Genomic DNA, 25,534 nt, shown 5'->3' with positions numbered 1-25,534 from the left:
ATTTAGCTATAATGCTTCAAAAAATTTAAGGTGTAAAATGGATATTAAAATTTCACAAACAGCAAATCTTCCTTCATATTGGGGAGAATTTAAGGTGAAAGTTTTTAAAGAGAATTTTAAAGAGCATATGGTGATATTTAAAGAGCCGTTCGGTGAGATACTAAATACTAGAATTCACTCAGAGTGTATTACAGGCGATACATTTTCAAGCTTAAAGTGTGACTGTGGCGAACAACTTCACGCAAGTTTAGAATACATCTCAAAAAATGGCGGAATGGTAATATATCTAAGACAAGAAGGGCGAAATATCGGGCTTTTAAACAAAATAAATGCTTATGCATTACAAGATAAAGGACTTGATACTATAGAGGCAAACCACCAGCTAGGATTTAAAGCTGATGAGCGAACTTATGAGATAGTTGATTTTATTCTTAAGCACTTTGGGATCACAAAAATAAACCTACTAACAAACAACCCAGATAAACTTAAAAGCCTAAAATGTGTAGAAATAGTTCGTAGAATTCCAATACAAATCAAACCAAATAAATACAACATAAAGTATTTAAAAACCAAAAAAGAGCGAATGGGGCATATTTTAGATGTCGTATAGTGATAAATTTAAAACTCAAATTTTAGCTTATAAGGAAATTTTGGCTAAATTTAACGCTGTTCATGACCTTACAAAGCATGAAAATCTAGACTGGGCGATTGAAGATAGCTTTAGCGGGGCTAAATTTATAGAAGGCTTACCAAAAGTGGCTATTGATATAGGAAGTGGGGCTGGATTTCCTGGACTTTTTTTGTCATTTGTTTTAGATGAGTGCCAGTGGCATCTGTTTGAGCCAAACTTTAAAAGATCTAGTTTTTTAACATATGTAAAGCTAAATTTAGGGCTTAAAAATGTCACAATCCATAGTGAAAAACTAGAAAATTCTACTAAATTTAGAGCTGATCTTATAACCTCAAGAGCTGTAATGAAAACTAAAAAAATATTAGAAATTTCAGATGGGTTTTATGATGAAAATACTCAGTTTTTACTCTATAAAGGAAGTAGTGTTGAAAGTGAGCTTGAAAATTTAAAAGCTAAAATTTATAGTAGTGGCAATAGAAATTTCGTAATCCTAAAAGGAGTTAAAAATGGGTAAAATCATAGCAATTATAGTCATAGTGGCTTTGGTATATTTTTTAATACTTCCAAAATTTACAAGAAGTAAAAAAGACATAAAAGAACAAAAAGGAATAACTGATCTAGTTGAATGCACAAAATGTGGCACAATGGTTGATATAAAAGATGCTACAATCAGCACAAGTGGATATATCTGTAGTGAGTGTATAAAAAGGAGATAAAATGCAAATAATAGGGCATGAACTAATAAAATTTAATAAATTTAAAGAAGTAAGCGATGTACAAAATTTGGTAAATTTTGATAATGTTATCTTTAAATTTAGCGAAGAGCTTATAAAAGCTGCCTTAGATACAAATAAAACATTTAGCGTTTATGCAAATAGCCAAAATGAGGTAGTTTTAGCAAATGCTTTGGGGGCGAAATTTATAGTCATAAGTAACGAAAACTCATTTTTAATACAAGAAGCTATGAAGTACGCAGAGTATTATCTATTTGATAGTAAAATAGCAACTATCGTAGATAACTTTGACAATGACTTAAATATAGCTCTGAATTTAGGTGTGGATGCTGTTATTCACAGAGCCGCTATAGTGCCTTAACACTTTGGTTTAGTAAGTTTCAACGTGTAGGCTTTTTAATTAAAAATAGCGTTTTATCACTTTGGCTTAGTAACGGCATATCCAAATTTAAAACTCTTTGTTTCATTTGGCATAAGTGTAAAATTTATCTCAACCTTTCCATCTTTGCTAGGAGACTCTTCTATATCGCCAAGTTTTACAACCTTGATATCTTCATGGGTGCTAACTGGCACTCTTTCTACAAATGTTATGCTTTGATTTTGATCGCTACTGTTTTTAATCTCATAAAGCCAGCTATTTTTCGTGGTCTCTTTGCCACCAAATAACGATTCATCGGTTTTAATATCGCTTATTTGTTTTTTAATCTCTATAAAGTTATTTATACCAAAATAAATTTTATTTTCTGTTCCTTTTAATACCTTACCTGAGTAGTTTGAGTGGATAAATTTATCATCAAAGTAGTAATCACTCTTTGCAGATTGTATATCAAATTTAGGAGTAAATTTTATACTGAAATATGCTCTATTTGTGCCGTATCCATCAATGAAATTTGACAAAGTTGCATTCACTTCTTGAGTATTTAGATTTATTAGATTATCCTTTTTGGCAACTAAATTCATATTATCTATCTGCCAAAAATTAAATGTATGAAGTGTTTGTTCACTAGCTTTAGCTAAAGGAGCACTGTTACTTTCTATAGCAGAAGCCATTTTCATCATCGTAGCAGGAGCATCTTGAATTTGAGCTGGAGGCTCTTTTTGAAGGTAAATAGGAGTAAAAATAGCTGGGGCTTGATCTAAATTTGTAGCATAAGGAAAAAATCTAACCTTTGTAGATGTTAAATTTGAGTCTAAATTTGAAATGGTTGCGTTTTGTTTTATTTGAAGCTTGCCATCTTTGAAGATTATGATATTTTTGCTATCAAGCCTGACATTATAGTCTGGATATCGTATGGTAATACCTTTACAAGGAGCATCTACAACTAAATCTTTTTCTAAACTTACACTACTTGTTAAAGTATTTAAAAGAGAAAGTTGTGAAGAGATGCTTGTTTGTTCATTTAAATTCTCACTAAGAGCATCACTTAAAGTAGCAATATTATCAACTTTTGAGGCCTTAATAACTTCATAACTATCTTTAAGAGCTTTAAGGCGGTTAGTTAATGTCTCTATTTTTTTAGCATTCTCATCTTCTAGTTTTCTAAAATTTGTAAAATAGGCTGTATTTATATCGCAATTTGCACTTATTTCTATTTGATTCATCTCAAGTTCAAAAGGTAGGCTAAATTTGCCATCTTTACTAGTTTTTTCAACTATAACTTTGTTTGTATAAATATCTATACCATTAGCTAGAGCAAAACTAGCAATAAGTGCTAAAAGAGCGATTTTTCTCACTTTTACTCCATAATTTCTTTTGCTTTTATTCCCATAAGAGATAGAGCTGTTTTTATACTAAGCCCAACAACTGCCATAACCTTAAGGAGTGAGTCTTCATTATCGCTTCCTACAACTCTGTTTTCATTATAAAATTTATGAAAACTAGCTGCTAAGCTTTTAAGATAGTCAGGAATTTTTTGAAGCTGTCTGCTATAAAAAGCATCTTCTAAAATTTCATCTAAAATAAGAGCTTCAAAAAGCAAATTTAAAGCATCACTTCCTAAATTTGAGATATCAGCATCTATAACATCTTCTGGTTTTTTACTAGCTTTTTTAAAAAGTTGATTAATTCTTGCATGAGCGTAGTTTATATAAAAAATCGGATTTGAACTATCATCTTTTTTAAGCTCATCTACATCAAATTCAAGTGGTGTGTCACACTTTTTGCTAATAAAAATAAACCTTAAAGCATCACTTCCGATTTCTTGGACCACATCACTCATCAAGATAAAATTTCCAGCTCTTTTGCTCATCTTATAAGCTTGGCCATTTTTTAATAAATTTACCATTTGAGCTAAAATAACCTCTAAGCGGCTTTCATCATAACCTAAAAAATGTATACTTGCCTTTACTCTAGCAATATACCCATGATGATCAGCTCCCCAGATATTTATATATCTATCAAAACCTCTTTCAAATTTATCATTGTGGTAAATAATATCACCTGCAAGATAGGTCGGACGACCATCTTCTCTGATAACAACGCGGTCTTTTTCATCACCCATATCGCTTGATCTAAGCCAAATTTTGCCGTCTTGTTCGTAAATTCCACCACACTTTTTAAGCTTTTTGACAGTTTTATCTTTTTTATCATAAAGACTTTTTTCGCTAACCCAGTTTTGGATATTAATATTCGCATCTGCTAAATTTTGCTTAATTAGCTTTAGCATCTTATCTTTTCCCCAACTGCTAAGCTTTGTAGCGTTTTCATCTTTAGAAAAAATCTCAGCGCCAAATTCCTCATACGAATCTTTTGCCAAGTCATCTATATACTCGCCTTTGTAAAACTGCTCTGGATACTCAACACTTTGACCTAAGATATTATCTCTTCCACGAAGTAAAATAGAAATTCCTAAAAGGTCAATCTGATTTCCAGCATCATTTATATAATACTCAGTTGTAATATCTACGCCCAAATGCCTACCAACTCTAGCTAAAGTATCCCCATAAACAGCACCTCTTACATGACCTATATGAAGTGGACCTGTTGGATTTGCACTAACATACTCAAGTAAAATACTCTCATCCTTTTTAGAGCTTTTTGCAAAATCTAAAGGATTTTTTAAAGCAGTAGTTGCAACATCATCTAAAAATTTGCCCTTAAGAGTAAAATTTAGATATCCATTTACCGCACTAACACTAAAAATATCGCTATTTTCAAATTTACCAACAAAATCCTGGGCTATTAATTTTGGAGCTTTTTTAAGCTCTTTTGCAAGAGTAAAAGCAACTGGAGTAGCGTAGTGTCCAAGCGAACTATCTTTTGGTTTTTCTAGGACAAAGTCTATGTCTAAGACTTTGTTAATCTCTTTAATAACTGTAGTTTTCAAATTAAACTTTTTCACTATCTTTAGTTTCTGTAGACTCTACTTTTTTCTCTTCTGTTACGCTTTTTTTACTCTCTTCTTCGTCAATATCATCCATCTCTTTTTTAAAAGTCTTAATCCCTTTGCCAAGGCCTTGTGCAAGTTCTGGAATTTTCTTTGATCCAAAAAGCAAAACAATAATAACCAAAACTATCAACCAATGCCCCATGCTCATTGCACCCATGTTTTCTCCTTAAATTTAGTTAATCCAATCATCAATAATACCACGCAAATTTAAATTTATAGTTTTATACTCGACTGATTTAAAGATAGACTCAAAAGCAGCGTATGACTCATCAAAATCATCATTTATAATCAAATAATCATACTCTTTAATATGTTCCATCTCTCCAGCTGCATTTAAAATCCGCCTTTCTATATCATCTTTAGAATCAGTTCCTCTTAATTCTAAGCGAGTTTTAAGCTCACTCCTACTTTTTGTAGTAATAAAAATAGAAACAATAGCGTTTTTAAATTTCTCTTTTACTATTTTAAAGCCTTGAACATCTATATCAAATATAGCTGTTTTTCCCTCCTGAAGGGCTTTTTGGACAGGCACAAGTGAAGTTCCATAGTAGTTTTTATGAACTATTGCCCACTCTAAAAATTCACCTTTTTCAATGCCCTCTTCAAATTTATCTTTACTTATGTAGTGATAGTTTATACCCTCTTCTTCACCTTCTCTTATCTCTCTTGTGGTTGATGAGACTGAAAAGTAGATATTGTTATGATCTTTAATAAGCCTATCTATAAGTGATGACTTACCGCTTCCGCTAGGTCCAGAAATGACTAAAATTTGACCCTTTGACACTTTAATTGTTATCCTTAAAAGTCACTTTTATTTTTATAGTCATACCTTCTAAAATCTCTTTTAACCTACTGTTTCTAAGAGAATTTTCTATACCTGAAGTTATAACTTCACTAATCTCATCTTCAATACTATCTTTAACATCATCACTTTTAATATCTTTAAGAAGATCGTTTTTTAACTCTTCTTTGAATGATTCACTATCAAACTCTACAGGCTTTACAGGATTTATATCACTAAATTCATCTTTTAGCTCTTCTTTACTGCTATCTGCTTTTAAGCTAGCCAGGATACTATCTTCTAGGTTTTGGTCTATAAAATAATCATCATCTTCTAAGCTATCTTCCATACCATCTAATGTATCACCCATATCATCTTCTAAATCATTTCTCGCGTAGTCCAAACCATCATCTAATGATAAATTAATCTCTTCATCCTCTAGATTATCCTCTATTGATAAGTCATTTTCTTTAGAATTTAAATTCTCTTCTATTTGATCATCTTTTTCATCATCACTTAAATCATTAAGTAGCATATCTAAATCATCAATATCCAAATCATCGATGTTTAACTCTTCATCATCTTCTTTGGAAAAATCATCAATGTTTAAGCCATCAATACTTGACTCTTCTTTGTCATCTTCAAAATTTATATAACTCAAATCTTCATCATCAACATTTGAATCAAGAATATCATCAATCTCTTTGTCTAGCTCTTTTGCTAAAATATCAAGCGGAGTATCATCATCTAAACTCTCAATAACGCTATCAATCTCTTTATCTAGCTCATCACTTAAGCTATCAAGTCCAGCGTTATTTAAAAACTTTTTTCTTAAAAGCTCTTTATCAAGCTCCGTTTGTCTTTTGCCTTCCATATCTATCTCCTCTAAATTTTCGTCCATTAAGTCTATCTCATTTATAATATCGCTAATTGCTGTTATTTCACTATTTTGAGATTTGGTTTTTTTTATATTTTTTATAATCTTAATCATCTCTGTAGGTAAAAATGGTTTTACAATGAGGTTTTGGGCCTGAGCATCACTGAAATTTTTAGAAACTAAATTTAAGATATTTGGTAAATTCTCAATATCGCTTACCTCTTCACAATCTTTTATAATAATATTGGCCTCATCTCTACTCTCAACCAAATCACAGTTTGTTCTCTCGCAGCAAATTCCCACTATAGACTGAATCGCTGGATTGTTGCTATCTAAATAAACCTTCATTGCTTTCTCCTAAAAATTTTTTACTATTTTATGATAATTTTGTTTATTAATAGCTTAGTTTTTGATATATTTTAATGGTTTTTATAAAATATTGAGTTTTTTATCTTGAAGTAAAAATCTATTAGAGCACTTTTTAGCTAAATTTTCATCATGAGTTACTAAAACAAGTCCTGCTCTGTTTTCTTTTATGTAATCAAAAAAAATCTCCATAACTTCATTTGCTGTTGTGCTATCTAGATTTCCAGTTGGCTCATCGGCAAATATTATGCGCGGTTTTTTGCTTAGTACTCTTGCGATACTAACTCTTTGCTGTTGTCCGCCACTTAAATCGCCAACTTTTTGATGAATAACATCTTTTATATCAAGTTTTTTTAAAATTTCATCATCTATCTTTTGTCCGCCTAAAAGTGCTCCAAGTTCTACATTTTCAAAAGCATTAAAGCCCTTAAAAAGATAGTGAGCTTGAAAGATTATTCCAAAATCATGGCGGCGAATTTTAATAAGATCGTCATTTTTTAATTTATAAAGGGATTTATTATTGTATATTACTTCACCAAAATCTGGCTTTAAAAGAGAGCTAAGGATGTGCAAAAGCGTGCTTTTTCCACATCCACTCACGCCAAGAACGGCTGAGCTTTCGCCCTCTTTTATCTCAAAATTTAAATTTTCAAAGAGCAAATAATCAAAGCTTTTAGCTAAATTTTCGCCCTTTAAAAGTGTCATATTTATGCCATTTGAGCTGCAACTTCTGCAGCAAAATCTTCTTGTTTTTTCTCTAAACCTTCACCAACTTCAAATCTTACATAGCTAGTTATTTCGATATTACCACCTAGTTCTTTGCTCTTTTCTTTAATAACTTGCTCAACAGTTTTTTTATCATCCATTACATAAAACTGTCCTAAAAGAGTAAGTCTTTGGTCTAAAACTGTATTATCAGCTTCAAATCTTGCTAACTTTCCAGGTATGATATTTGCCCAGATTTTCTCTGGTTTACCTTCGCTTTTAAGCTCATCTTCTATATCTTTTTTAGCCTGAGCTATAACATCATCTGTTAGTTGAAGTCTGCTGGCAAATTTAGGTATATGATTTAGTGGTTTACCAAGTCTAGTTAACTCTTCGTTTTCCTTTTCTAGTTCGCCTTTTAGCGCGATTAACTCTTTTTCAACAAAATCAAGATCTAGTTCTTCATAGCTAATAACACTTGGTTTCATAGCAGCTGCGTGCATAGCAAGGTTTCTTAAAAGCTCACTAACTTTTTCTTTGTCAGCTCCACCAGTTTTTGCAGCTATAGCAACCGCAACTCTACCATTTGAGTGAATATAACCATTTACTACTTCACCTTCAACTGTAGCAAAACGTCTAACAACTAAATTTTCACCAATTGTAGCAATCTCTGACTTAAGATAGTCTTCAAATTTAGTTCCATTAATCGTGCTACTATTTAGCTCATCATTAGTTTTTATGTTGTTTTCATGGATGTGCTTAACTGTACTATCAACTAAATTTATAAATTTATCATTTTTAGCAACGAAATCTGTTTCAGAATTTATCTCAACTAAAGTTGCTTTTTGATCTTCTACTATAATTCCTGTAAGACCTTCAGTTGCTAATCTATCAGCTTTTTTAGCAGCTTTTCCAAGACCTTTTTCTCTTAAAAGATCAACAGCTTTTTGCATATCTCCATCTGTTTCAACTAAAGCTTTTTTGCAGTCCATCATACCAGCACCTGTGGACTCTCTAAGCTCCTTAACCATTCCTGCTGTTATATCCATTACTCTTTATCCTCATCAAAATTAATATCATCTTCGTTCATTGCTTCATCTAAAATTTCATCTTTTTCAGCTTGAGTTACCTCTTGATTTTCTGCTATAGCATCTTCATCTCTTAGGGCTTTACCTTCATTAACAGCTGCTGCCATCTCGTTGCAGAAAAGTTGAATACTTCTTATAGCATCGTCATTTCCTGGGATTGCGTATGTTACTTTATCTGGATCACAGTTTGTATCAAGTGGAGCTACGATAGGAATTCTTAGACGATTTGCCTCAGCAACTGCGATTTTTTCCTTAACAACATCTATGATAAACATCATATCTGGTAGATTTTTCATATCGCGAATTCCGCCAAGATAAGCTATAAGTTTATCTTTTTTTCTTCTAAGCATTAAAGCCTCTTTTTTTGTAAGTAGGTCAATTGAGCCATCTTCTTCCATTTTTTCGATAACTTCAAGCTTTCTGATTGATTGTTTAATAGTTCCAAAATTTGTAAGCATACCACCTAGCCATCTGTGGTTAACATAAGGCATACCACAACTCTGTGCTGCTTCTTTAATAGCTGCTCCAGCTTGTTTTTTAGTACCAACAAAAAGGATAGTTTTACCCTCTGCTGCTGCATCTCTTACAACATTGTAAGTTGCTCTAAAATAGCGGATAGTTTTTTGTAAATCTATGATATAGATACCTTTTCTCTCACCAAAGATGAATTTTTTCATCTTAGGATTCCAGCGTCTTGTTTGGTGTCCAAAGTGAACGCCACACTCTAGTAAATCTCTCATTGTAACCATTATTGGTTCTCCTATAAATTAGTTTGATTCCTCCACGCCTTTAGCTAAATTTTAGCAACTAAAAGGATAGGCGTGTGTGAAATGAGCTGTGATTTTACCAAATTTTATATAAATTCTAGCTAAATTTAAGAAAATTTTTATAATGCTAAATTTTAAGAGATATAGATATATCCACAAAAACGACCTGTTGTGCCATCTCTTCTGTATGAGAAATACTCACTATTGCAATGAGTGCAGGTGTTTGAAATTTCTATTTTATTAAATTTATAGTTTTTAAGAGCTTTTATCTCAGCTTCTAGGGCTTTTTTCATATCAAAATTTTTACCATTTTTGTAGATATTAAACTCGCCTAAGTCAAGACCATTAACTTCATAACAACTTCCTTGTATAAATGGTCCAACATAAATTTCAAACTCAAATTCACTAAATTCTTTAGCCATTAAATTTAAAGTTTTCGTTAGAATTTTTTTAGTTATGCCAGCCCTTCCTGCATGAACTGCTGCAACTGAATTTTTACCAGCCACTAAAATAGGCATACAATCAGCCACCATAACACAAATTGCTACATCTTTTAAATTTGTAATTATTCCATCACATGGGGGTAAATTTTCATCTTTAAAAATTTCTACTTTATCACTATGAATTTGCTCCATAAACACTAACTTTTTAACGCCTAAATTTTGCCTTAAGATATCTCTATTTTGCCTTACTTTTTCTAAATCATCGCCAACATGTTCACCTAAATTTAAGCTCTCATAAGCCCCAGCTGAAACCCCGCCAAATCTATTTGTAAAACCAAATTTTATCACTAAATATCCTAATATAAAGATGAAATTCTATCCACATCAGCCCAGCTTAAATCTTTTTTGAAATTTAAAATTCGCTCAACATATCTTGCAAACATATCGCTTTCTATATTTACCTTATCTCCTACTTTAAAATCCCCAAATAGCGTATCTTTTAAGGTTATTGGAATTATGCTTATTTTTATCTCATCTTTTAAAATTTCACTTATTGTTAGGCTTACACCATTAACAGCAACACTTCCTTTATTTGCCATGTATTTCATCGCAGCGCTTGGAAGTTTGATATAGAAATTTGTACCTGTTTTTAGTGGCATAATTTTACTAATACTACCTATAAAATCCACATGCCCTTGCACCAAATGACCATCTATCTTATCGCCTAACTTTAAAGCATCTTCTAAATGCACTTTTGATCCAACATTAAAAGGAACAAGTTTATCCCTGCTTTCATCGCTTAGTTCAACAACAAAACCATGACTTGTTACTTTAACCACGCTAAGACACGCTCCATTTACTGCTATACTATCGCCTAAATTTGGCTTTAAATTTGATGAAATTTCTAAATTTGAACCATCATATTTTAAAATTTTACCGATTTCCCTTACTAGACCGTTAAACATCTGCTCCCTTTGACAAGTCAAATCCAGCCTCTTTTGCCAAAACCTTATCACTAGCTATACAGTCCCCTGCTGTGGTTAAAAAATTTCCAGTAAGAAGTGAGTTTATACCACCATGGAGTGCTTTTTTTATCTCGCTTTTAGTAAGAAAATTTCTACCACCTGCAAAACGCAGATAAACATCGGGTAAAATAAAACGATAAATTGCTATGCTTCTAAGAATTTCTTCATGCTCAAGTGGTTTTGAATTTTCTAAAGGCGTTCCTTTTATAGGAGTTAGGATATTTATCGGCACAGAAGTTACTCCTAAATCCCTTAAATCAATCGCCATATCAACTCTATCTTCAAGGCTCTCTCCAAGCCCAAAAATGCCACCACTACAAACATCAAGTCCAGCTTTTTTAGCATTTTTAATAGTATTTATACGATCATCATATGTGTGGGTAGTGCATATTTTAGGGTAGTGTTTGCGTGATGTTTCAAGGTTGTGATGGTAGGTTTGAACGCCTAAGTTTTTTAGTTTTACCAAAGCATCTTCATCCATTAGCCCAAATGATCCACAAAGATGAAGGTTTGTACCCTCTTTTAAACCATGGTAGATTTCAGTATATTTTACCAAATCTTTACTTTGTGATTTTAGCCCACGCCCACTTGCTACAAGTGAGAAACGATGAGTATTTTCCAACTCATTTTGTTTAGCAAATTTTAAAACTTCATCTTTTTGTTTTATATCGTACTCATCACACCCTGTGCTAAAATGAGCTGATTGTGCACAATAGCTACAATCTTGTGAACACCTGCCAGATTTAACATTTATGATAGAACAAAGGTTAAATTTACAGCCACAAAATTTACTTCTTATCTCATCGGCTGCACTTAAAAGCTCATCTAAATTTGACTCTTTTGCTAAATTTAGTGCTTCATCTTTTGTGATTTTATATCCATTTAAAACTTTATCTTTTATAATATTAACCAAAATAGCTCCTTAAAAGTGCTATAATAGCAAATTTTATAAAATTTAAGGTAAAAACTAAGGAAAAAATTTATGACATATGATGTAATAGTTGTAGGTGGCGGACATGCAGGTGTTGAAGCTAGTTTAGCAGCTGCTAAAATGGGTAAAAAAACCCTACTTATAACCATACTTGCTGAGCAAATTGGCGCAACAAGCTGTAATCCTGCCATCGGTGGTCTTGCAAAAGGCCACCTTGTAAAAGAGATAGACGCTCTTGGTGGTGCAATGGGCGTAATAACTGATGAGTGTGGCATTCAATTTGGCGTTTTAAATGCAAGTCGTGGCCCAGCAGTAAGAGGAACAAGAGCCCAAATAGATATGGATAAGTATAGAATTTATGCTAGAAATTTGCTTTTAAATACCCCAAATTTAGATGTCACTCAAGAGATAGCAACTGAAATTCTAACCCAAAATGGTAAAGTAGTAGGCGTGAAAACTCATCTTGATAGTGAGTATAAAACTACAAAATTAATAATTACAACAGGAACTTTTTTAAATGGTTTAATTCATGTTGGAACAAAAACTCTAGAAGCAGGAAGAGTTGGTGAGTTAAGTAGTAAAAGTTTATCTAAATCTTTAAAAAGTCTAGGGCTAAATGTAGGTAGGCTGAAAACTGGAACTTGCCCTAGAGTGCTAGGTTCTAGTATAAATTTTAGCGTTTTAGAAACTCAAGGAGATGATGAAATTCCAAAGCCTTTTAGTCTAAGAACTAAAGAGTTTAACCCACCTCAAATTCCTTGCTTTATAGCGTATACAAACGAAAAAACTCACGATATCATAAGAGCAAATTTTGATAGAGCACCTATTTTTACAGGTCAAATAGAAGGAGTTGGTCCAAGGTATTGTCCTAGCATTGAGGATAAAGTAAATCGCTTTAGTGATAGAGAAAGGCATCATCTATTTATCGAACCACAGACAAAAGAGGCAACTGAATACTACATAAATGGTCTTTCATCAAGCCTTCCTTTTGAAGTCCAGCAAGAGATGCTTAAAACCATCAAAGGTTTTGAAAATGCTAAAATAGTTCGCCATGGATATGCTGTGGAGTATGATTATGTAGAACCTACTGAATTAAAGCACACTTTAGAGACTAAAAAAGTTCATGGGCTTTATTTAGCTGGGCAGATAAATGGCACAACTGGATATGAAGAAGCAGCTGCTCAAGGACTTATGGCTAGTATAAATGCTGTTTTAAGTCTTGATGATAAAGATCCTTTTGTTTTAAGGCGAGATGAGGGTTATATCGGCGTAATGATTGATGATTTAGTTACAAAAGGAACAAAAGAGCCGTATAGAATGTTTACAAGTAGAGCTGAGTATAGATTGCTTTTAAGAGAAGATAACGCTCACTTAAGACTAGCTGAGTATGGATATAAACTTGGTCTTTTAGAAAAAGAGATTTATGAGTACTCAAAGAGTATAAAAGAAAACTTAAAAAAAGGTATAGAATTTTTAACCACCAAAACAGTAACGCCTTCAAATGAGACAAATGATATGCTTAAAAATTTAGGTGAAGAGCCAATAACAAATATTGTTACTCTTCAAAAAATAGTGGCAAGAAAAAGTTTTAATAAAGATAAACTTAGAAAACTTGATGAAATTTTTAAAAATTTAGATGATGAGAGTTTAGAAGAGATTTTAGTTGTAGCCAAATACTACTTTTATATAAAGCAAGAGTTAGCAGAAGTTGAAAAGATGAAAGATATGCTTAGTGTAAAAATTCCATTAAATTTTAACTTCCGTAAAGTATCAGGACTTAGCAATGAAGTAGTAGAAAAGCTTGAGAAATTTAATCCACCAACGCTTTTTGAAGCTAGTGAGATAAGTGGCGTTACACCAGCTGCTATTGATATACTTCATATATATATAAAAATGGCAGAAAAAAGATAAGTTATATTTTAAAATTTAAATTTAATAGTGAATTTAGTGTAAAATTTAGGGGACTAGCCCCTAAATTTTAGTGAAGTTTACTCCAGATTTTTCTTTTCCAAAGCCCTGCAAAAACAGCCAAAATAACAAAGTAAATCATTACATAGATAGAAATTTTTTCTCTTTCATCTTTTTTGCTATCGCCAACACTTTCCATATAAGCTATAACCTTATCTTCAGCCTCTTTTGTAAGACCAACTCGTGGCATAGAAGTACCTACTAGCATTTTTTGAGTATCGTTTATAAAGTTATGCAGATACTCATTGCTTCTTGAGCGGATATACATAGATAAATCTGGTGGTGTCATGCCCATATATTCATTAAGTTTTTCTCTATTTCCACCGACATAAACTTCATCATACTTAACATCATGGCATCTACTACAAGCATCCATAAATACAGCTTTTGTACTAAGCTCTTCTTTAGGAGCAACTGCTTTAAGATATGCTACTATATCAGCTATTTCAGCATTTAGATCATCTTTGGTGCCTGCACCATAAAATGGCGTCATAGGATGTATTGCTTCACCTGCATACTCAAAGTCAAATTTATGATCAACTTTTAAAGCCATAACTGGGTTTTTTATAAGTGCAGCTAAAAATTTATCATCATAAATTTTTCCAGCCGAACTAAGATCTGGTGGATTTACACCATACATTTCACTTCCTTCAGCCTCGCTTACTAAAGGCTCATAACCACCTGCTTTTAAACTATGACAGCCCATACAAGAAGCTTGAAAAGCTAGTTCGCCATTTGTAGCATCTCCTGCTTTTAAATCAATAGCGTTTATATCACTCCAAAAACTACTATATCTATCTAGACTTGTTTTAGCAATCTCTACTTCGTTTTGAGCGTTTTTAACCATGTCATCTAAACCAACTTTTTTAGCTTTTTCTAAATTTGCGTTTGCTTTTTCTAAATTTGTTTTAGCTAAAGCTATATCTTCAGCTGCAAAGTCATAATTAGCTGGCTCAACAGGTGGATTTAATTTAGAGTGAGCAAAAGGCTCGATTCCCCAGTATAAAAATAGTGTAAAAAATATAACTATTAATAGTGTTTTTAACTCTTTCATCTCTTACCTCCTTTTTCTTTCAGCTATCGTTACAGCAGGCAAGACAACTAAAATTTCAAGCATATATATCATCGTTAAAACAAAGCCTATGTAAGTATTAGATATACCTAGAACAGTTCCATCCACAGGTAGCTTTCCAAATATACTTAAAAGTATCATATTGACAACTAATACCCAAAACCATATAAAAAAGCCCTTGCTTTCATGAGCTGGAGCTACGACATTATTTCTATCAAGCCATGGTATAAATGCTAGTGAAACAAGTGAAAACGCAAAGCCAATTAAACCAATATCAGCAGCTTTTAAAGGTCCAACATCAAAGAAAAAGCCCCTTAAAATTTCATACTCCCACAAAAAGTACCACTCAGGATAGATATGTGCTGGAGTTTTTAGGCTATTTGCTGGATCGAAGTTAATAGGATCCATAGCAAAGTTATAATTAAAACCAACTAAATAGAAGAAAAATACCATAAAAATAGCTACATAGTAGAAATCCTTAGCCAAAAATCCTGGCCAAAATGGTATAACTTTACTACCCTTAGTATCACCTTGTAGATACTTTTCACCCTCTAAATCAAAATCTATCTCTTCGCCTGTTAGGTTGTTAACATGCGGTACTCTTAATGTATAAAAGTGTAAAACAATAGCAACTATAATTAGAAGTGGTAAAAGACATACATGAAGCATAAAAAATCTTGTAAGAGTTGGGTCACTTACTGCATAATCCCCCCTAATCCACTCAACAACAGCATCTCCAATAAATGGAATTCCACCAAATAATTGAGTAATAACTTGAGCTGCCCAATAACTCATTTGCCCCCAAGGTAGCATATATCCACTAAATGCCTCAGCAGAGTATAAAACCATAAGCAGTATTCCACTTAACCATATCATCTCTCTACCGTTTTTATATGAGCGGTAATAAATTCCTGTTAAAGTGTGTATATATATTATAAGAAATGTTACAGATGCAGCGACTGCGTGGATATTTCGCCAAAGCCAACCATACTCAACTTCTTGCATTATAGTTTTATTAACACTATCAAATGCTAAAAGTGCATCTGGCTTATAGTAACACATTAGCATCAGTCCACTAACCAAAAGCAGAATAAAAAGAGTTAAAAGTATAACACCCATAGCCCATAAAAAGCTTATATTTTTAGGTATCCAATACTCACCTGCTAAAACATTCCAAACCTTTTTTACAGCTAATCTTTGCTCAAACCAATCGCCTAAGCTTGTAGCTTTTTTAATATGTGCCATCATCTGCCTCCTTATGCATTAGCCATGAGTTTTTCATACTCAGGACCAGTTTCACCAAGAACAAGTGTAGTGCCATCAATCTTAAATGGTGGTATATCAAGAGCTCGTGGTGGTGGACCAAATGTAGCATTTCCACTTATATCAAATATACCTCCATGACAAGCACAGACAAACTGATGTGCATTTGCCTTATAGCTTGGAATACAGCCAAGATGAGTACAAAGACCTATGCAAACTGTATATCTTACACCATCAACTACAACATCTCGTTTATCGTCTGCTTTCATCTCACTTGATTTTTTAAGTATAAATATAGGCTTCTTTCGCCACTCAACCTGATAGAGCTCACCTTCTACGACCTTACTTAGGTCAACGGTTGTAAAACCAGCTGCAACAACGCTAGGAAGTGGATCCCAAGTTTTTTTCATAGCCCCTAGTCCAAACAGACCGCCAACTGCAGCGACTGCACCAAAACTAAGACCTATAAAATCTCGTCTATTTGTTTTTTCACTAGACATTTTCATCCTTTCTACGGTAATAATGGCTCACATTTTAACATATTATTTATTAAATTAATATAATTTTTTGACTTAAAGTTAAACTTTTAAAAATTATTAACAAAAATGTAACAGGATATAAAAAATAATAAATCAGTATAAATGAGTATACTTTTACTAATTTTATTTTGTTATAAAAAGTAAAATTATAATTAAATAAGCCCAAAGGCTTATTTAAGATAAGTTCCCTGAGAAGTTGGGTTTCTAGAAATATTTGTATTTTGTTTTGGTTTTGATGAACCCCAAGCATAAGTCGTATCATTTTTAAGATAAGCTATAATATAACCAAGTTCTATATCAGTAATACGGCTTGCAACAGGTGTCATAGTGATTTGTCCTACCGAACTGCCGTAGCTAGGATCGCTTACATATGCCCTAAATGAAACATAGATATCTTCAGGAGACATTTTAGAGAGTTTTTTAGCAGTTGCGTAGCTTCTTTTGGTACCCATTTCACCATGGCACTCAAGACAGTTTTTAGTATATAGCTTTTCACCTTGCTCTTTTGCAAAGTTTAAAGTTTTAGTTTCTTTATGGTTATTTGTTTGGGATTTAGCACTATCACTTTTATTGATATTTACTTCTGTCCCACCTTCTTTAGAGTATTTCTCAGCTAACTCTTTTTCAAACTCACCTTTAGCTTCAACAACATAAGTATCATTAGCAATAACTGCTGAAAGAAGTGTAAGTGATAGTAAAATTTTTTTCATATATAACCTTTTATATTTCTATTTCGTGAACAGTTTGATTATATCATATTAAGTTAAATTTGAGAGATTTGATTTGATTTTTAACTGAAATTTAGGCATAAAAAAAGGCTGGCAAATGCCAGCCTTAAAGTTTTAGTTAAAAAAATTAGAATGAGTATTTAGCCTCAAATCTAACTCTATCTTTTTCATAACCATCAGCTACTGCATCTTCTTCCATCCATGAGTACCAAGCTTTAAATTTTAGCTTTTTGCTGTGAGCGTACTCAAGTCTAGCTACGATTTCTTGTGCATCATAGTCTTTTCCATACCATGTTGTCTCACCATCTAGGTAATCAGCACCGATTCTAAATCCTGTATCTGGGAAAGTAAATCCTGCTGTTACAAACCAGTAGCTATTCTCACCTCTAAATAGTGTATAATCAAATAGCTCTTCACCTGGTTTAATGTATTGACCATTATCTTCAAATGCTACAAGTGAAACTGTCTTATCATCATCAGCTGAGAAATCAACATAACCAGCTGATATATCAAGACCTTGAACATTTGTAGATGCTTCAACTGCCCAAATTTGTCCATCAGAAATTAGGTTACCTTTTTTGAGATCACCATCAAAATCAGAAAATCCGTATTGACCTTTTAAGCCAAGATTGAAGTCAGCTGTAACATCAAAGTTAGTAGCTAGTTCTACAGCAAATAGATCTGTAACATCTTCTAAAACAGCATACCAAATTTGGAAGCTTACTGGGTCATATGAACCGATAGCTGCTACACCATATAGGTTATGGTCAGTTACTCTTTTACCAGTTAAAGCTGCAACTGCATCTATTTCAAGTAGAGATGGCTCTGCTAGATTTGGTGCAACCCAACTTGGATTTGCAGCTAATCTATCTGCTACTAAAACACCTCCATCAGCTCCTATAGAACCAATATCACCATCTTCTTCTAGAGAGTCCATCCATAAAGCCGCAAGAGTTAAGCCTTCGATATCAGAATTTAAGATCTTAATACCGTCACCATACATATCAGCTGTAAAGAATGCACCAACATCTTGTCTACCAACTTGGATAGTTGTACCACCATAGTTATATCCAAAATATGCTCTATGTAGTTTGAAGTTATCATCATCTTTGTAAGAAGAAGTACTCAAGTGTTGACCATCATCACTATTATCATATCTAATACCAACTACAGCAAAGAAGTTATCATCAATTTTACTTTTTAGGTTTAACTCACCTTTAAAATTCCATGTACTTTTTCCATCATCACCTGAATCTCTATTCTTTTTTACAGAATCGTTTGTATATCTTAATCTTGCGTAACCGCTTACATCGATATCTTTGATCATTTCATCAAGTGGTGCTGCAGAAGCAGTAGTAGCGAAAACGCCAGCAGCCATAGCCGCAACTAAACTTAGTTTAACTAGTTTCATTTAGAACTCCTTTAAAAATTAGTGTTGGCATAATGGTAACATAAAAATTCAAAAGTTTAGCTTAAAAAAGTCTTAAATTTACCCTATCGTATACAAATTGTTACCGTTTGTTTGCTAAAACTAAGAAATTTATCACTTTTTTATCACTATAGTTAAATTTTACCAGTGTTAGCAACGCCATGCTGAGTGAGAATGCTTAAACTGAGCTCTTTTTTTAATAGTTGCTTTCATGGCACTCATTAAATAGTCTATATCATCTTTGTCATGAGTATAGTGTAGGCTTACTCTTATAAAGGCTGGTTTCATACCATTTATATAATCAAGCCCGTCATCTTTACCCATTAAATCATGAGCATATGGTCCAGCACAAGAGCACCCTGCTCTAGTTTCTATCATATACTTTTGACTTATATAAGCACTAAAGTCGTATGGATTAAAGCCTTTAACATTAAAAGAGAATATTCCAAGCTTTTTATCAAGTGGGACGGATTTTGCAAAAAGCTTAATATCATCAAGATTTAAAATCTTTTCTAAAAAGTACTCTTTTAGTTTGGTCTCTTTTTCTTCTATAGCTTTAAGACCGATATCATTTCTTAGCTTAAATGCTAGATATGCTCTAATTAACTGAGTAATTCCAGGTGTGCCACTCTCTTCTAAACGCTCCTTATCCAGCCGGTATACAACCTCACTTCTACTTACATACTCAACTGAACCACCACCTGAAAATGTAGGCTCGTCCATATCACAAAGAGATTTTTTAATAACTAAAATTCCACTTCCACCAACGCCACCTAAAAGCTTGTGAGAACTAGCAAATAGCGCGTCATAAAAGCCTGAGTCGATATTCATATATGGAATTGCTGCTGTTGCATCAAGAGCAAGTATAGCTTTATATGCTTTTGCCATAAGATAGACTCTTTTATAATCAACCATAACACCTGTGATATTTGAAGCAACGCTTATGGAGATTATGATTTTACGGTTTTTATTCTCATTTAGAGTTTTAGCTAAAGCATCGTAATTAAAAAGCCCGTTTTCATCCATAGGAAGCCTTAAAACTTCACAAAGTCCGGCTCTATAGCTTATCTCATTTGAGTGGTGTTCAAATGGCGATACTATAACAAGTGGTAAATTTTTAAGAGTTTTTTTATCAATGTTTAAAATTTCTCTAGTTTTTGGCGGTATATAAATTCCCATTAACTCTTGAAATTTCTTTATAGCTGAAGTTGCACCGTATCCACAAGGTAAAAGGTAGAATTTACTTGCATCTACTTCTAGCAGGCTTTTTAGTCCAGCTTTTGCTCTATCGTAATAATCACTTGTAATCCTAGCTAGTTCACTAGCTTCTGAGTGAGTGTTTGAGTAGGTTTGTAAAATTCTTAAAATTTCATCTTCAATTGGCTTAAAAGCGAGTCCTGATGCGGTAAAATCAAAATACTTAACGCCTTCTTTTAAGATAATTTGGTTTTTTGCCTCTTCAAAAGTCATATATTTTTCCTAAGTTTTTGTTGGATTATACCTAAAAAAGTTTATATTTGAGATTTTATTCTTAAAGCTAACTTATCTTTTTTATGATATAATGCCCAAAAAATTAGGAGTTTAGCGATAGTTTTAAAAAAACTAGAGTATTATTTTGTATTTGATAGTTTTGAAATTCTTCCATACTATGAGACTATTTTTGACGCTATAGAAGTAAAAATTCTTAGAAAATTTAAAGAAATTTCAAGCCATATCTATCTTGATAAAAACGCTCGTCTAGCACTTATAAAATTAGCAAGAAGTGATAGAAAAAAATTTGCTCCAAGTAAGGTTTTAAGTAGGGCTGAGTCTAGAAAAACTATGGATTATCTTTTAAGCCAAAGATATCTAAGACTAGAAAAAAGTCGCGAAGAAAAGCCAACTCCACAGTTTAAAAACCACAAACTTCCCAAAGAGTTAAGAAGGTATTTAATCCACGATAAAGTCCAGTTTAAAAGTAACTTTATGCGGTTTTGGTTTAGGTTTGTAGAGCCAAATTTAGCACTTTTAAAAGAGGGTAAATTTGATGAAGTTTTAAGCATCATAAAAGCTGACTTTGAAAACTACGCATCACTTCCTTTTGAAAATTTAAGCATAAAACTAGCTAAAATTTATCTAAATAGCCCAAATTTAGAGCTTTACAGCTACTGGACAAAAGAATTTGAAGTTGATATGTTTAGCCATAGCCTTGGTGGAATTATAGGTGAGGTTAAATTTAGAGATAGAAAAGTGTGTAAAAATGCTCTAAATTTACTAGATTTAAAAGCGGCAAAAATCGGCATAAAGCCAAAATTTACCTTTCTTTTTTCAAAAAGTGGATATAGTAATGAGCTTTTAAATTTAAAAAGAGATGATTTAAAGCTTTTTGATTTAGATGATTTTGCTAGGCTTTTATGAGTTAAAAAGAGTTTTTTTTAACTCATCATCAATGCATGAGTTTGTAAAAATAAACATCTCATCTTTACCAAATTTAGTGTTAAATTCTTTTTTGTAAGATTTGCCACCAGCTTCTTCAAGTATGAGTTTTCCAGCACAGTAATCCCACTCATTTATACCAAACTCAAAATAAGCATCCGTATAACCAGCAGCTGTAAAACATAGATCAATCGCAGCACTACCGCTTCTTCTAATGCCTGCGATTTTATTTATTATCTTGTTAAAATATACCAAATTTGGATTGTGAGTGGCTCTACTGTATGGAAAACCAGTTGAGATGAGTGATTTTTCTAAAATATTTTGCTTTGAGACATAAATTTTATCACTATCCTTAAAAGCTCCACCACCCTTTATAGCGTGAAATTTGGTGTTTAAAACAGGAAGTGCTACCATACCTAAAACAGTTTCATTTTCAAATTTAAGTCCTACGCTTATACAGTGTAATGGATAAGAGTGTATGAAATTTGTAGTTCCATCTATTGGATCAACTACCCAGCACCACTGGCTTTTTTCACCGATTATGCCGTGTTCTTCTGTTAAAATTTGATGAGTTGGATAATTAGTTTTAATAAAATCTATTATCATCTCATCGCTTTTTTTATCAATATCTGTTACATAATCAACCATACTACTTTTAGTTTCAACCTTGAAATTTTTAGAATTTAACTGAAAATTACAAACTTCATCTAATAATTTTCCTAAATCTTTTCTAACACTATTTAAAAACTCATTCATACTTTAGCCTTAAATTTAAGCTGCTAAAATTTCTTGTATAGTATCGCCAAAATTATCACTCACATAGAAATTTGTAGCATATACAAAAACCTTGCCAAAAGCTTCTACCTTTAGTATAAGGCGTTTTGTGTTTGTGGAGTTGTTTTCCCTAAAAGCTCTATCATAAATTTCATTTATCTTAGCACTTGTTAACTCTTCTAAATTTATAAGAAATTCAAACTCTTGGGCGATTCGCTTTTTGGGTTGATTTTTTGCAAAGCTATTTTTTCTACTATTATAACCCTTATCGGTAAAATTTGCATTTTTTGCATCTTCTAGGCTAAAAAGTTCAAGCATACTTATCTTAAACTGATTATCATCTTTTTCTATTCTAGCTCTAAAAGCGTATGGTTTTTCTCTATCTTCGCTACTTAAATTCTCAATAGCGGCTAAATTTTTATCAAAAACCACCATTTCAAAAGTTCCATGCATATCTAAAATAGTAAGAATTCCCATCTTAGATCCACGCCTTGTTATTTTAATCTCAAGCTCTTCAATCTTACCAACCAAAGTAGTCTCAGTGATATCTTTTTCAAGGTCTTCAAACTCTCCACTTAGCGTGTGTTTAACACTTTGTATCTGAGATCTATACTCATCAAGCGGATGACCTGATATGTAAATTCCAAGACACTCTTTTTCTAGCTTTAAAAGCTCTTTGTTTTTATACTCTTTATCATTTTTAATAAATTTAACCTCAACTCCAACATCTTCTTCAAAATCACTAAATAGTGAATTTTCTAAAGAACTTTTCATCCTTGCCATATCCTTACAAGCATCTGTTATGTTGTCTATATTTTGAAAAAGTGCAAGGCGGGTTAAATTTAGGCAATCCAATGCACCTGATTTGATAAGTGACTCTACAACTCGTCTGTTTACCTTAAAACTATCAATCCTTGAAACAAAGTCATTTAAGCTCTTAAATTCTCCATTTTCACGCTCTTTTATGATGTTTTCTATCGCTCCAAGTCCAACGCCTTTAATAGCTCCCATACCATAAATAATCGCATCTTTTCCATCATTTTCCACAACGCTAAATTCTCTAAAAGATGAGTTGATTGATGGTGCTAAAATCTCTATATTAAGGCGTTTTATCTCATCAATATACTTTGAAACTTTATCCATATTATTCTCTTCACTTGTAAGAAGAGCAGCCATAAATTCAGCTGGATAAAATGTCTTAAGATATGCAGTTTGAAAAGTTATCATTGTATAAGCTGCAGCGTGAGATTTATTAAATCCATAGTTTGCAAATTTCATAATTAGCTCAAAAAGCTCATCAGCTTTTTTAGTATCATAGCCTAAATTTTTTGCACCCTCTAGATACTGAGCTTTCATTCTATTGAGTTCATCGGCTTTTTTCTTACCCATAGCCCTTCTTACTAAATCAGCTTCACCAAGGCTAAAGCCGCCTATTTTTTGGACTATTTGCATAACTTGTTCTTGATAGACAATGACTCCATATGTTGGCTCTAAGATATCCTTAATCTCAGGCATAATGTACTCTATCTTAGCCTCGCCATGTTTTCTAGCACAAAAATCAGGAATAAGATCCATTGGTCCTGGACGGTAAAGTGCTATCATAGCGATAATATCTTCAAAATTATCAGGCTTTAACTCAGTAGCTAGTTTTTGCATACCGCCACTTTCTATCTGAAAAATCCCTAGAGTTTGACCACTACTTATAGTTTTATAGACTTCTGGTTCGTTTACATTGATATTTTCCCATATGATATCTTTGTTATATCTGCGTTTGACAAGCTTTACAGCACTATCAACAACTGTTAAGGTTTTAAGTCCTAAAAAGTCAAATTTTATAAGATCTACATCTTCTAAATAGTCCTTAGTATACTGCGTGATGATATGTCCATCACTATTATTTGTCTGTCTAAAAAGTGGAGTTTTGTTCCAAAGCTCTTCATTGCTTATCACAACTCCAGCTGCGTGCATTCCTGCATTTCTATTAAGACCTTCTAAATCAAGCGAAAAGTCCCAAACCCTCTTAGCAGAAGCATCTTCTTCAATAAGCTCACCTATCTTTGGTTCAAGCTCAAAGGCACCTGGCTTATAGTTATCTTCTCCTTCTATGCCCCTCGCTTCAAGAGTAATGCCTAGTTTATCAGGTATGAGTTTTGCCATTTTGTCAGCTTGAGCATATGGCATACCACAAACTCTTGCTACATCTCTTATAACGCCTTTTGCCAAAAGCTTACCAAAAGTTGCAACTTGTGCGACATTGTAATGACCGTATTTTTCAATAACATAGTCTATCACTTCACCTCTTCTATACTGACAAAAATCCACATCGATATCAGGCATACTCTTTCTATCTGGGTTTAAAAAACGCTCAAAAAGAAGGTTGTATGGAAGCGGGTCAATATCAGTGATTTTAAGTGCGTACGCTACTAAACTTCCTGCTGCTGAACCTCTTCCAGGACCAACTGGAATGCCTTGTTCTTTTGCCCACGCAATAAAGTCATGAACTATTAGCATGTATCCTGAAAAGCCCATATTTTTTATGATTTCTACTTCTTTATTAAGTCTTTTTTTATAATCATCGTGCTTTGATGCATCTATAAATTCAAGTCTTTTTTCAAGGCCATATTCAGATAGAAATTTACATAAAAAGTCATCATTTTCAGTACTGTACTCATCATCAGGACAAGGTAAATTTACAGAGTATTTTTTTGCATACTCTCTAGCAAATTTAAAATTTGGTGGAGTTGGATCGCCTAGTTTTAACTCTAAATTACATTTATCTACAATTTCAGCTGTATTTTCTATAACTTCAGGAACATCGGCAAAAATTCGTCTCATCTCTTCATCTGTTTTTACATAAAGCTCTTTCATTGAGTGCTTTAAGCGATTAGGATCATCAAGGTTTTTAGCCATAGCAATACACATAAAAACCTCATGAGCCTCAGCTCTATCTTTGTATGGATAGTGAGCATCGTTGCTTGCTATAACTTTAATGCCTGTTTCTTTTGAAATTTGTAAAATTTGCTTATCTATACTAAACTGATCAGCAATTCCATGACGCATTATCTCAAGATAGAAATCATCACCAAAAATATCTTTATACTCAAGAGCGACTTCTTTTGCCCTTTTATAGCCTTTTGCGCCTCTTTCTATATTTCTTTTGCTTAAATTTAAATGGAAATTAACCTCTCCTTGAAGGCAAGCTGATGAGCAAATAAGCCCTTCACTGTGTTCTCTAAGAAGTTTTTTATTTATTCTTGGGTTATAATAAAAACCCTCTAAATACGCCATAGAACTTAAATACATAAGATTTTTATAGCCTGTTTCGTTTTTGGCAATAAGTATTAAGTGATATCTTGCTTTGCTACTTTTATCGCTAAGATCATCGTTATTATGGATATAAGCTTCCATTCCTATAAGTGGCTTTATGCCATTTTTTGTCATGGTTTTATAAAAATCAATCGCTCCAAACATATTTCCATGATCTGTTATGGCAACTGATTTTGTGCCGCGTTCTTTTAGGATACTTGCAAGCTCTTTTATCTTATTTGCACCGTCTAAAAGAGAGTACTCAGTATGTAAATGTAAGTGTGTAAATTCGCTCATTATTGA

General features: G+C 32.8%; 25 protein-coding genes. 6 read left to right on the top strand and 19 right to left on the bottom strand.

What is annotated here, in order from left to right:
• Positions 1 to 37 precede the first annotated feature (37 nt).
• Genes ribA through CCORG_RS01905 form a run of 4 tightly spaced genes read left to right on the top strand, consistent with a single transcriptional unit; the run spans position 38 to position 1,726 of the window.
• Complete coding sequence (ribA, locus tag CCORG_RS01920) at positions 38 to 610, top strand: GTP cyclohydrolase II (RefSeq protein WP_025803112.1); 573 nt, start codon at positions 38 to 40, stop codon at positions 608 to 610.
• Positions 600 to 1,145: a 16S rRNA (guanine(527)-N(7))-methyltransferase RsmG gene (gene rsmG / locus CCORG_RS01915; RefSeq protein ID WP_025803113.1), complete on the top strand. Its 546-nt coding sequence runs from the start codon at positions 600 to 602 to the stop codon at positions 1,143 to 1,145. The genes ribA and rsmG overlap by 11 nt, the downstream gene beginning before the upstream one ends.
• Positions 1,138 to 1,347 (top strand): hypothetical protein, encoded by a 210-nt coding sequence (locus CCORG_RS01910; protein ID WP_025803114.1) that lies wholly within the window; start codon positions 1,138 to 1,140, stop codon positions 1,345 to 1,347. The genes rsmG and CCORG_RS01910 overlap by 8 nt, the downstream gene beginning before the upstream one ends.
• A 1-nt stretch (position 1,348) precedes the next feature.
• Positions 1,349 to 1,726 carry a hypothetical protein gene (locus tag CCORG_RS01905; RefSeq protein WP_025803115.1) on the top strand — a complete coding sequence of 126 codons (378 nt, stop codon included), beginning with the start codon at positions 1,349 to 1,351 and terminating at the stop codon, positions 1,724 to 1,726.
• 56 nt (positions 1,727 to 1,782) lie between these two features.
• Here the strand turns inward: CCORG_RS01905 and CCORG_RS01900 are convergent, their stop codons facing one another.
• The 11 genes from CCORG_RS01900 to bioB form a co-directional block, all read right to left on the bottom strand.
• Positions 1,783 to 3,099, bottom strand: coding sequence for a DUF4139 domain-containing protein (locus tag CCORG_RS01900; RefSeq protein WP_025803116.1), 1,317 nt, complete (start codon positions 3,097 to 3,099; stop codon positions 1,783 to 1,785).
• 2 nt (positions 3,100 to 3,101) lie between these two features.
• Positions 3,102 to 4,691: an arginine--tRNA ligase gene (gene argS / locus CCORG_RS01895; protein WP_025803117.1), complete on the bottom strand. Its 1,590-nt coding sequence runs from the start codon at positions 4,689 to 4,691 to the stop codon at positions 3,102 to 3,104.
• Between the two features lies 1 nt (position 4,692).
• On the bottom strand, positions 4,693 to 4,911 hold the full coding sequence (locus CCORG_RS01890; RefSeq protein WP_025803118.1) for a Sec-independent protein translocase subunit TatA/TatB: 219 nt from the start codon (positions 4,909 to 4,911) through the stop codon (positions 4,693 to 4,695).
• Positions 4,912 to 4,926: 15 nt separating this feature from the next.
• Positions 4,927 to 5,538 carry a guanylate kinase gene (gmk, locus tag CCORG_RS01885; RefSeq protein ID WP_025803119.1) on the bottom strand — a complete coding sequence of 204 codons (612 nt, stop codon included), beginning with the start codon at positions 5,536 to 5,538 and terminating at the stop codon, positions 4,927 to 4,929.
• A gap of 1 nt (position 5,539) precedes the next feature.
• Complete coding sequence (locus tag CCORG_RS01880; RefSeq protein WP_025803120.1) at positions 5,540 to 6,760, bottom strand: hypothetical protein; 1,221 nt, start codon at positions 6,758 to 6,760, stop codon at positions 5,540 to 5,542.
• Between the two features lie 81 nt (positions 6,761 to 6,841).
• Entirely contained in the window at positions 6,842 to 7,483 is a 642-nt protein-coding gene (locus CCORG_RS01875; RefSeq protein ID WP_025803121.1) for an ABC transporter ATP-binding protein, read from the bottom strand.
• A 2-nt stretch (positions 7,484 to 7,485) separates the two neighbouring features.
• Entirely contained in the window at positions 7,486 to 8,532 is a 1,047-nt protein-coding gene (gene tsf / locus CCORG_RS01870) for a translation elongation factor Ts (RefSeq protein WP_025803122.1), read from the bottom strand.
• A complete protein-coding gene (gene rpsB / locus CCORG_RS01865; protein ID WP_034971462.1) occupies positions 8,532 to 9,320 on the bottom strand; it encodes a 30S ribosomal protein S2 in 789 nt (262 codons plus the stop codon). The genes tsf and rpsB overlap by 1 nt, the downstream gene beginning before the upstream one ends.
• Positions 9,321 to 9,472: 152 nt before the next feature.
• Positions 9,473 to 10,129, bottom strand: a complete 657-nt coding sequence (gene pgeF / locus CCORG_RS01860) for a peptidoglycan editing factor PgeF (RefSeq protein WP_025803124.1) — start codon at positions 10,127 to 10,129, stop codon at positions 9,473 to 9,475.
• Between the two features lie 8 nt (positions 10,130 to 10,137).
• The gene (locus CCORG_RS01855) at positions 10,138 to 10,746 is read right to left on the bottom strand and encodes a riboflavin synthase (RefSeq protein ID WP_025803125.1); all 609 of its coding nucleotides are present in this window, start codon (positions 10,744 to 10,746) and stop codon (positions 10,138 to 10,140) included.
• The gene (gene bioB, locus CCORG_RS01850; RefSeq protein WP_232088134.1) at positions 10,739 to 11,719 is read right to left on the bottom strand and encodes a biotin synthase BioB; all 981 of its coding nucleotides are present in this window, start codon (positions 11,717 to 11,719) and stop codon (positions 10,739 to 10,741) included. Before bioB ends, CCORG_RS01855 begins: the two co-directional genes overlap by 8 nt.
• A 69-nt stretch (positions 11,720 to 11,788) precedes the next feature.
• On the opposite strand from bioB, the gene mnmG reads away from it, so the two are divergent.
• Complete coding sequence (gene mnmG, locus CCORG_RS01845; RefSeq protein WP_025803127.1) at positions 11,789 to 13,648, top strand: tRNA uridine-5-carboxymethylaminomethyl(34) synthesis enzyme MnmG; 1,860 nt, start codon at positions 11,789 to 11,791, stop codon at positions 13,646 to 13,648.
• Positions 13,649 to 13,715: 67 nt separating this feature from the next.
• Here the strand turns inward: mnmG and CCORG_RS01840 are convergent, their stop codons facing one another.
• The 6 genes from CCORG_RS01840 to CCORG_RS01815 all read right to left on the bottom strand — a co-directional run bounded on the left by CCORG_RS01840 (position 13,716) and on the right by CCORG_RS01815 (position 20,206).
• Positions 13,716 to 14,759 carry a c-type cytochrome gene (locus CCORG_RS01840; protein WP_025803128.1) on the bottom strand — a complete coding sequence of 348 codons (1,044 nt, stop codon included), beginning with the start codon at positions 14,757 to 14,759 and terminating at the stop codon, positions 13,716 to 13,718.
• 3 nt (positions 14,760 to 14,762) lie between these two features.
• A complete protein-coding gene (locus CCORG_RS01835) occupies positions 14,763 to 16,022 on the bottom strand; it encodes a cytochrome b (RefSeq protein WP_025803129.1) in 1,260 nt (419 codons plus the stop codon).
• Between the two features lie 11 nt (positions 16,023 to 16,033).
• A complete protein-coding gene (gene petA / locus CCORG_RS01830; protein WP_025803130.1) occupies positions 16,034 to 16,540 on the bottom strand; it encodes a ubiquinol-cytochrome c reductase iron-sulfur subunit in 507 nt (168 codons plus the stop codon).
• A 209-nt stretch (positions 16,541 to 16,749) separates the two neighbouring features.
• Positions 16,750 to 17,289: a c-type cytochrome gene (locus CCORG_RS01825; protein WP_025803131.1), complete on the bottom strand. Its 540-nt coding sequence runs from the start codon at positions 17,287 to 17,289 to the stop codon at positions 16,750 to 16,752.
• A gap of 145 nt (positions 17,290 to 17,434) precedes the next feature.
• Entirely contained in the window at positions 17,435 to 18,718 is a 1,284-nt protein-coding gene (locus CCORG_RS01820) for a major outer membrane protein (protein WP_025803132.1), read from the bottom strand.
• A 168-nt stretch (positions 18,719 to 18,886) separates the two neighbouring features.
• Positions 18,887 to 20,206, bottom strand: coding sequence for an aminotransferase class V-fold PLP-dependent enzyme (locus tag CCORG_RS01815; protein ID WP_025803133.1), 1,320 nt, complete (start codon positions 20,204 to 20,206; stop codon positions 18,887 to 18,889).
• Between the two features lie 351 nt (positions 20,207 to 20,557).
• On the opposite strand from CCORG_RS01815, the gene CCORG_RS01810 reads away from it, so the two are divergent.
• On the top strand, positions 20,558 to 21,133 hold the full coding sequence (locus CCORG_RS01810) for a DUF234 domain-containing protein (RefSeq protein WP_232088135.1): 576 nt from the start codon (positions 20,558 to 20,560) through the stop codon (positions 21,131 to 21,133).
• Here CCORG_RS01810 and CCORG_RS01805 read toward each other — a convergent pair.
• On the bottom strand, positions 21,128 to 21,907 hold the full coding sequence (locus CCORG_RS01805; protein ID WP_025803135.1) for an inositol monophosphatase family protein: 780 nt from the start codon (positions 21,905 to 21,907) through the stop codon (positions 21,128 to 21,130). The genes CCORG_RS01810 and CCORG_RS01805 overlap by 6 nt on opposite strands.
• A 15-nt stretch (positions 21,908 to 21,922) precedes the next feature.
• Complete coding sequence (dnaE, locus tag CCORG_RS01800) at positions 21,923 to 25,528, bottom strand: DNA polymerase III subunit alpha (protein ID WP_025803136.1); 3,606 nt, start codon at positions 25,526 to 25,528, stop codon at positions 21,923 to 21,925.
• Positions 25,529 to 25,534: the final 6 nt, after the last annotated feature.

Source organism: Campylobacter corcagiensis (genome assembly GCF_013201645.1).
GTDB lineage: Bacteria > Campylobacterota > Campylobacteria > Campylobacterales > Campylobacteraceae > Campylobacter_B > Campylobacter_B corcagiensis.
The sequence above is the reverse complement of the archived record's forward strand: the minus strand, read 5'-3'. Positions and strand labels throughout refer to the sequence as shown.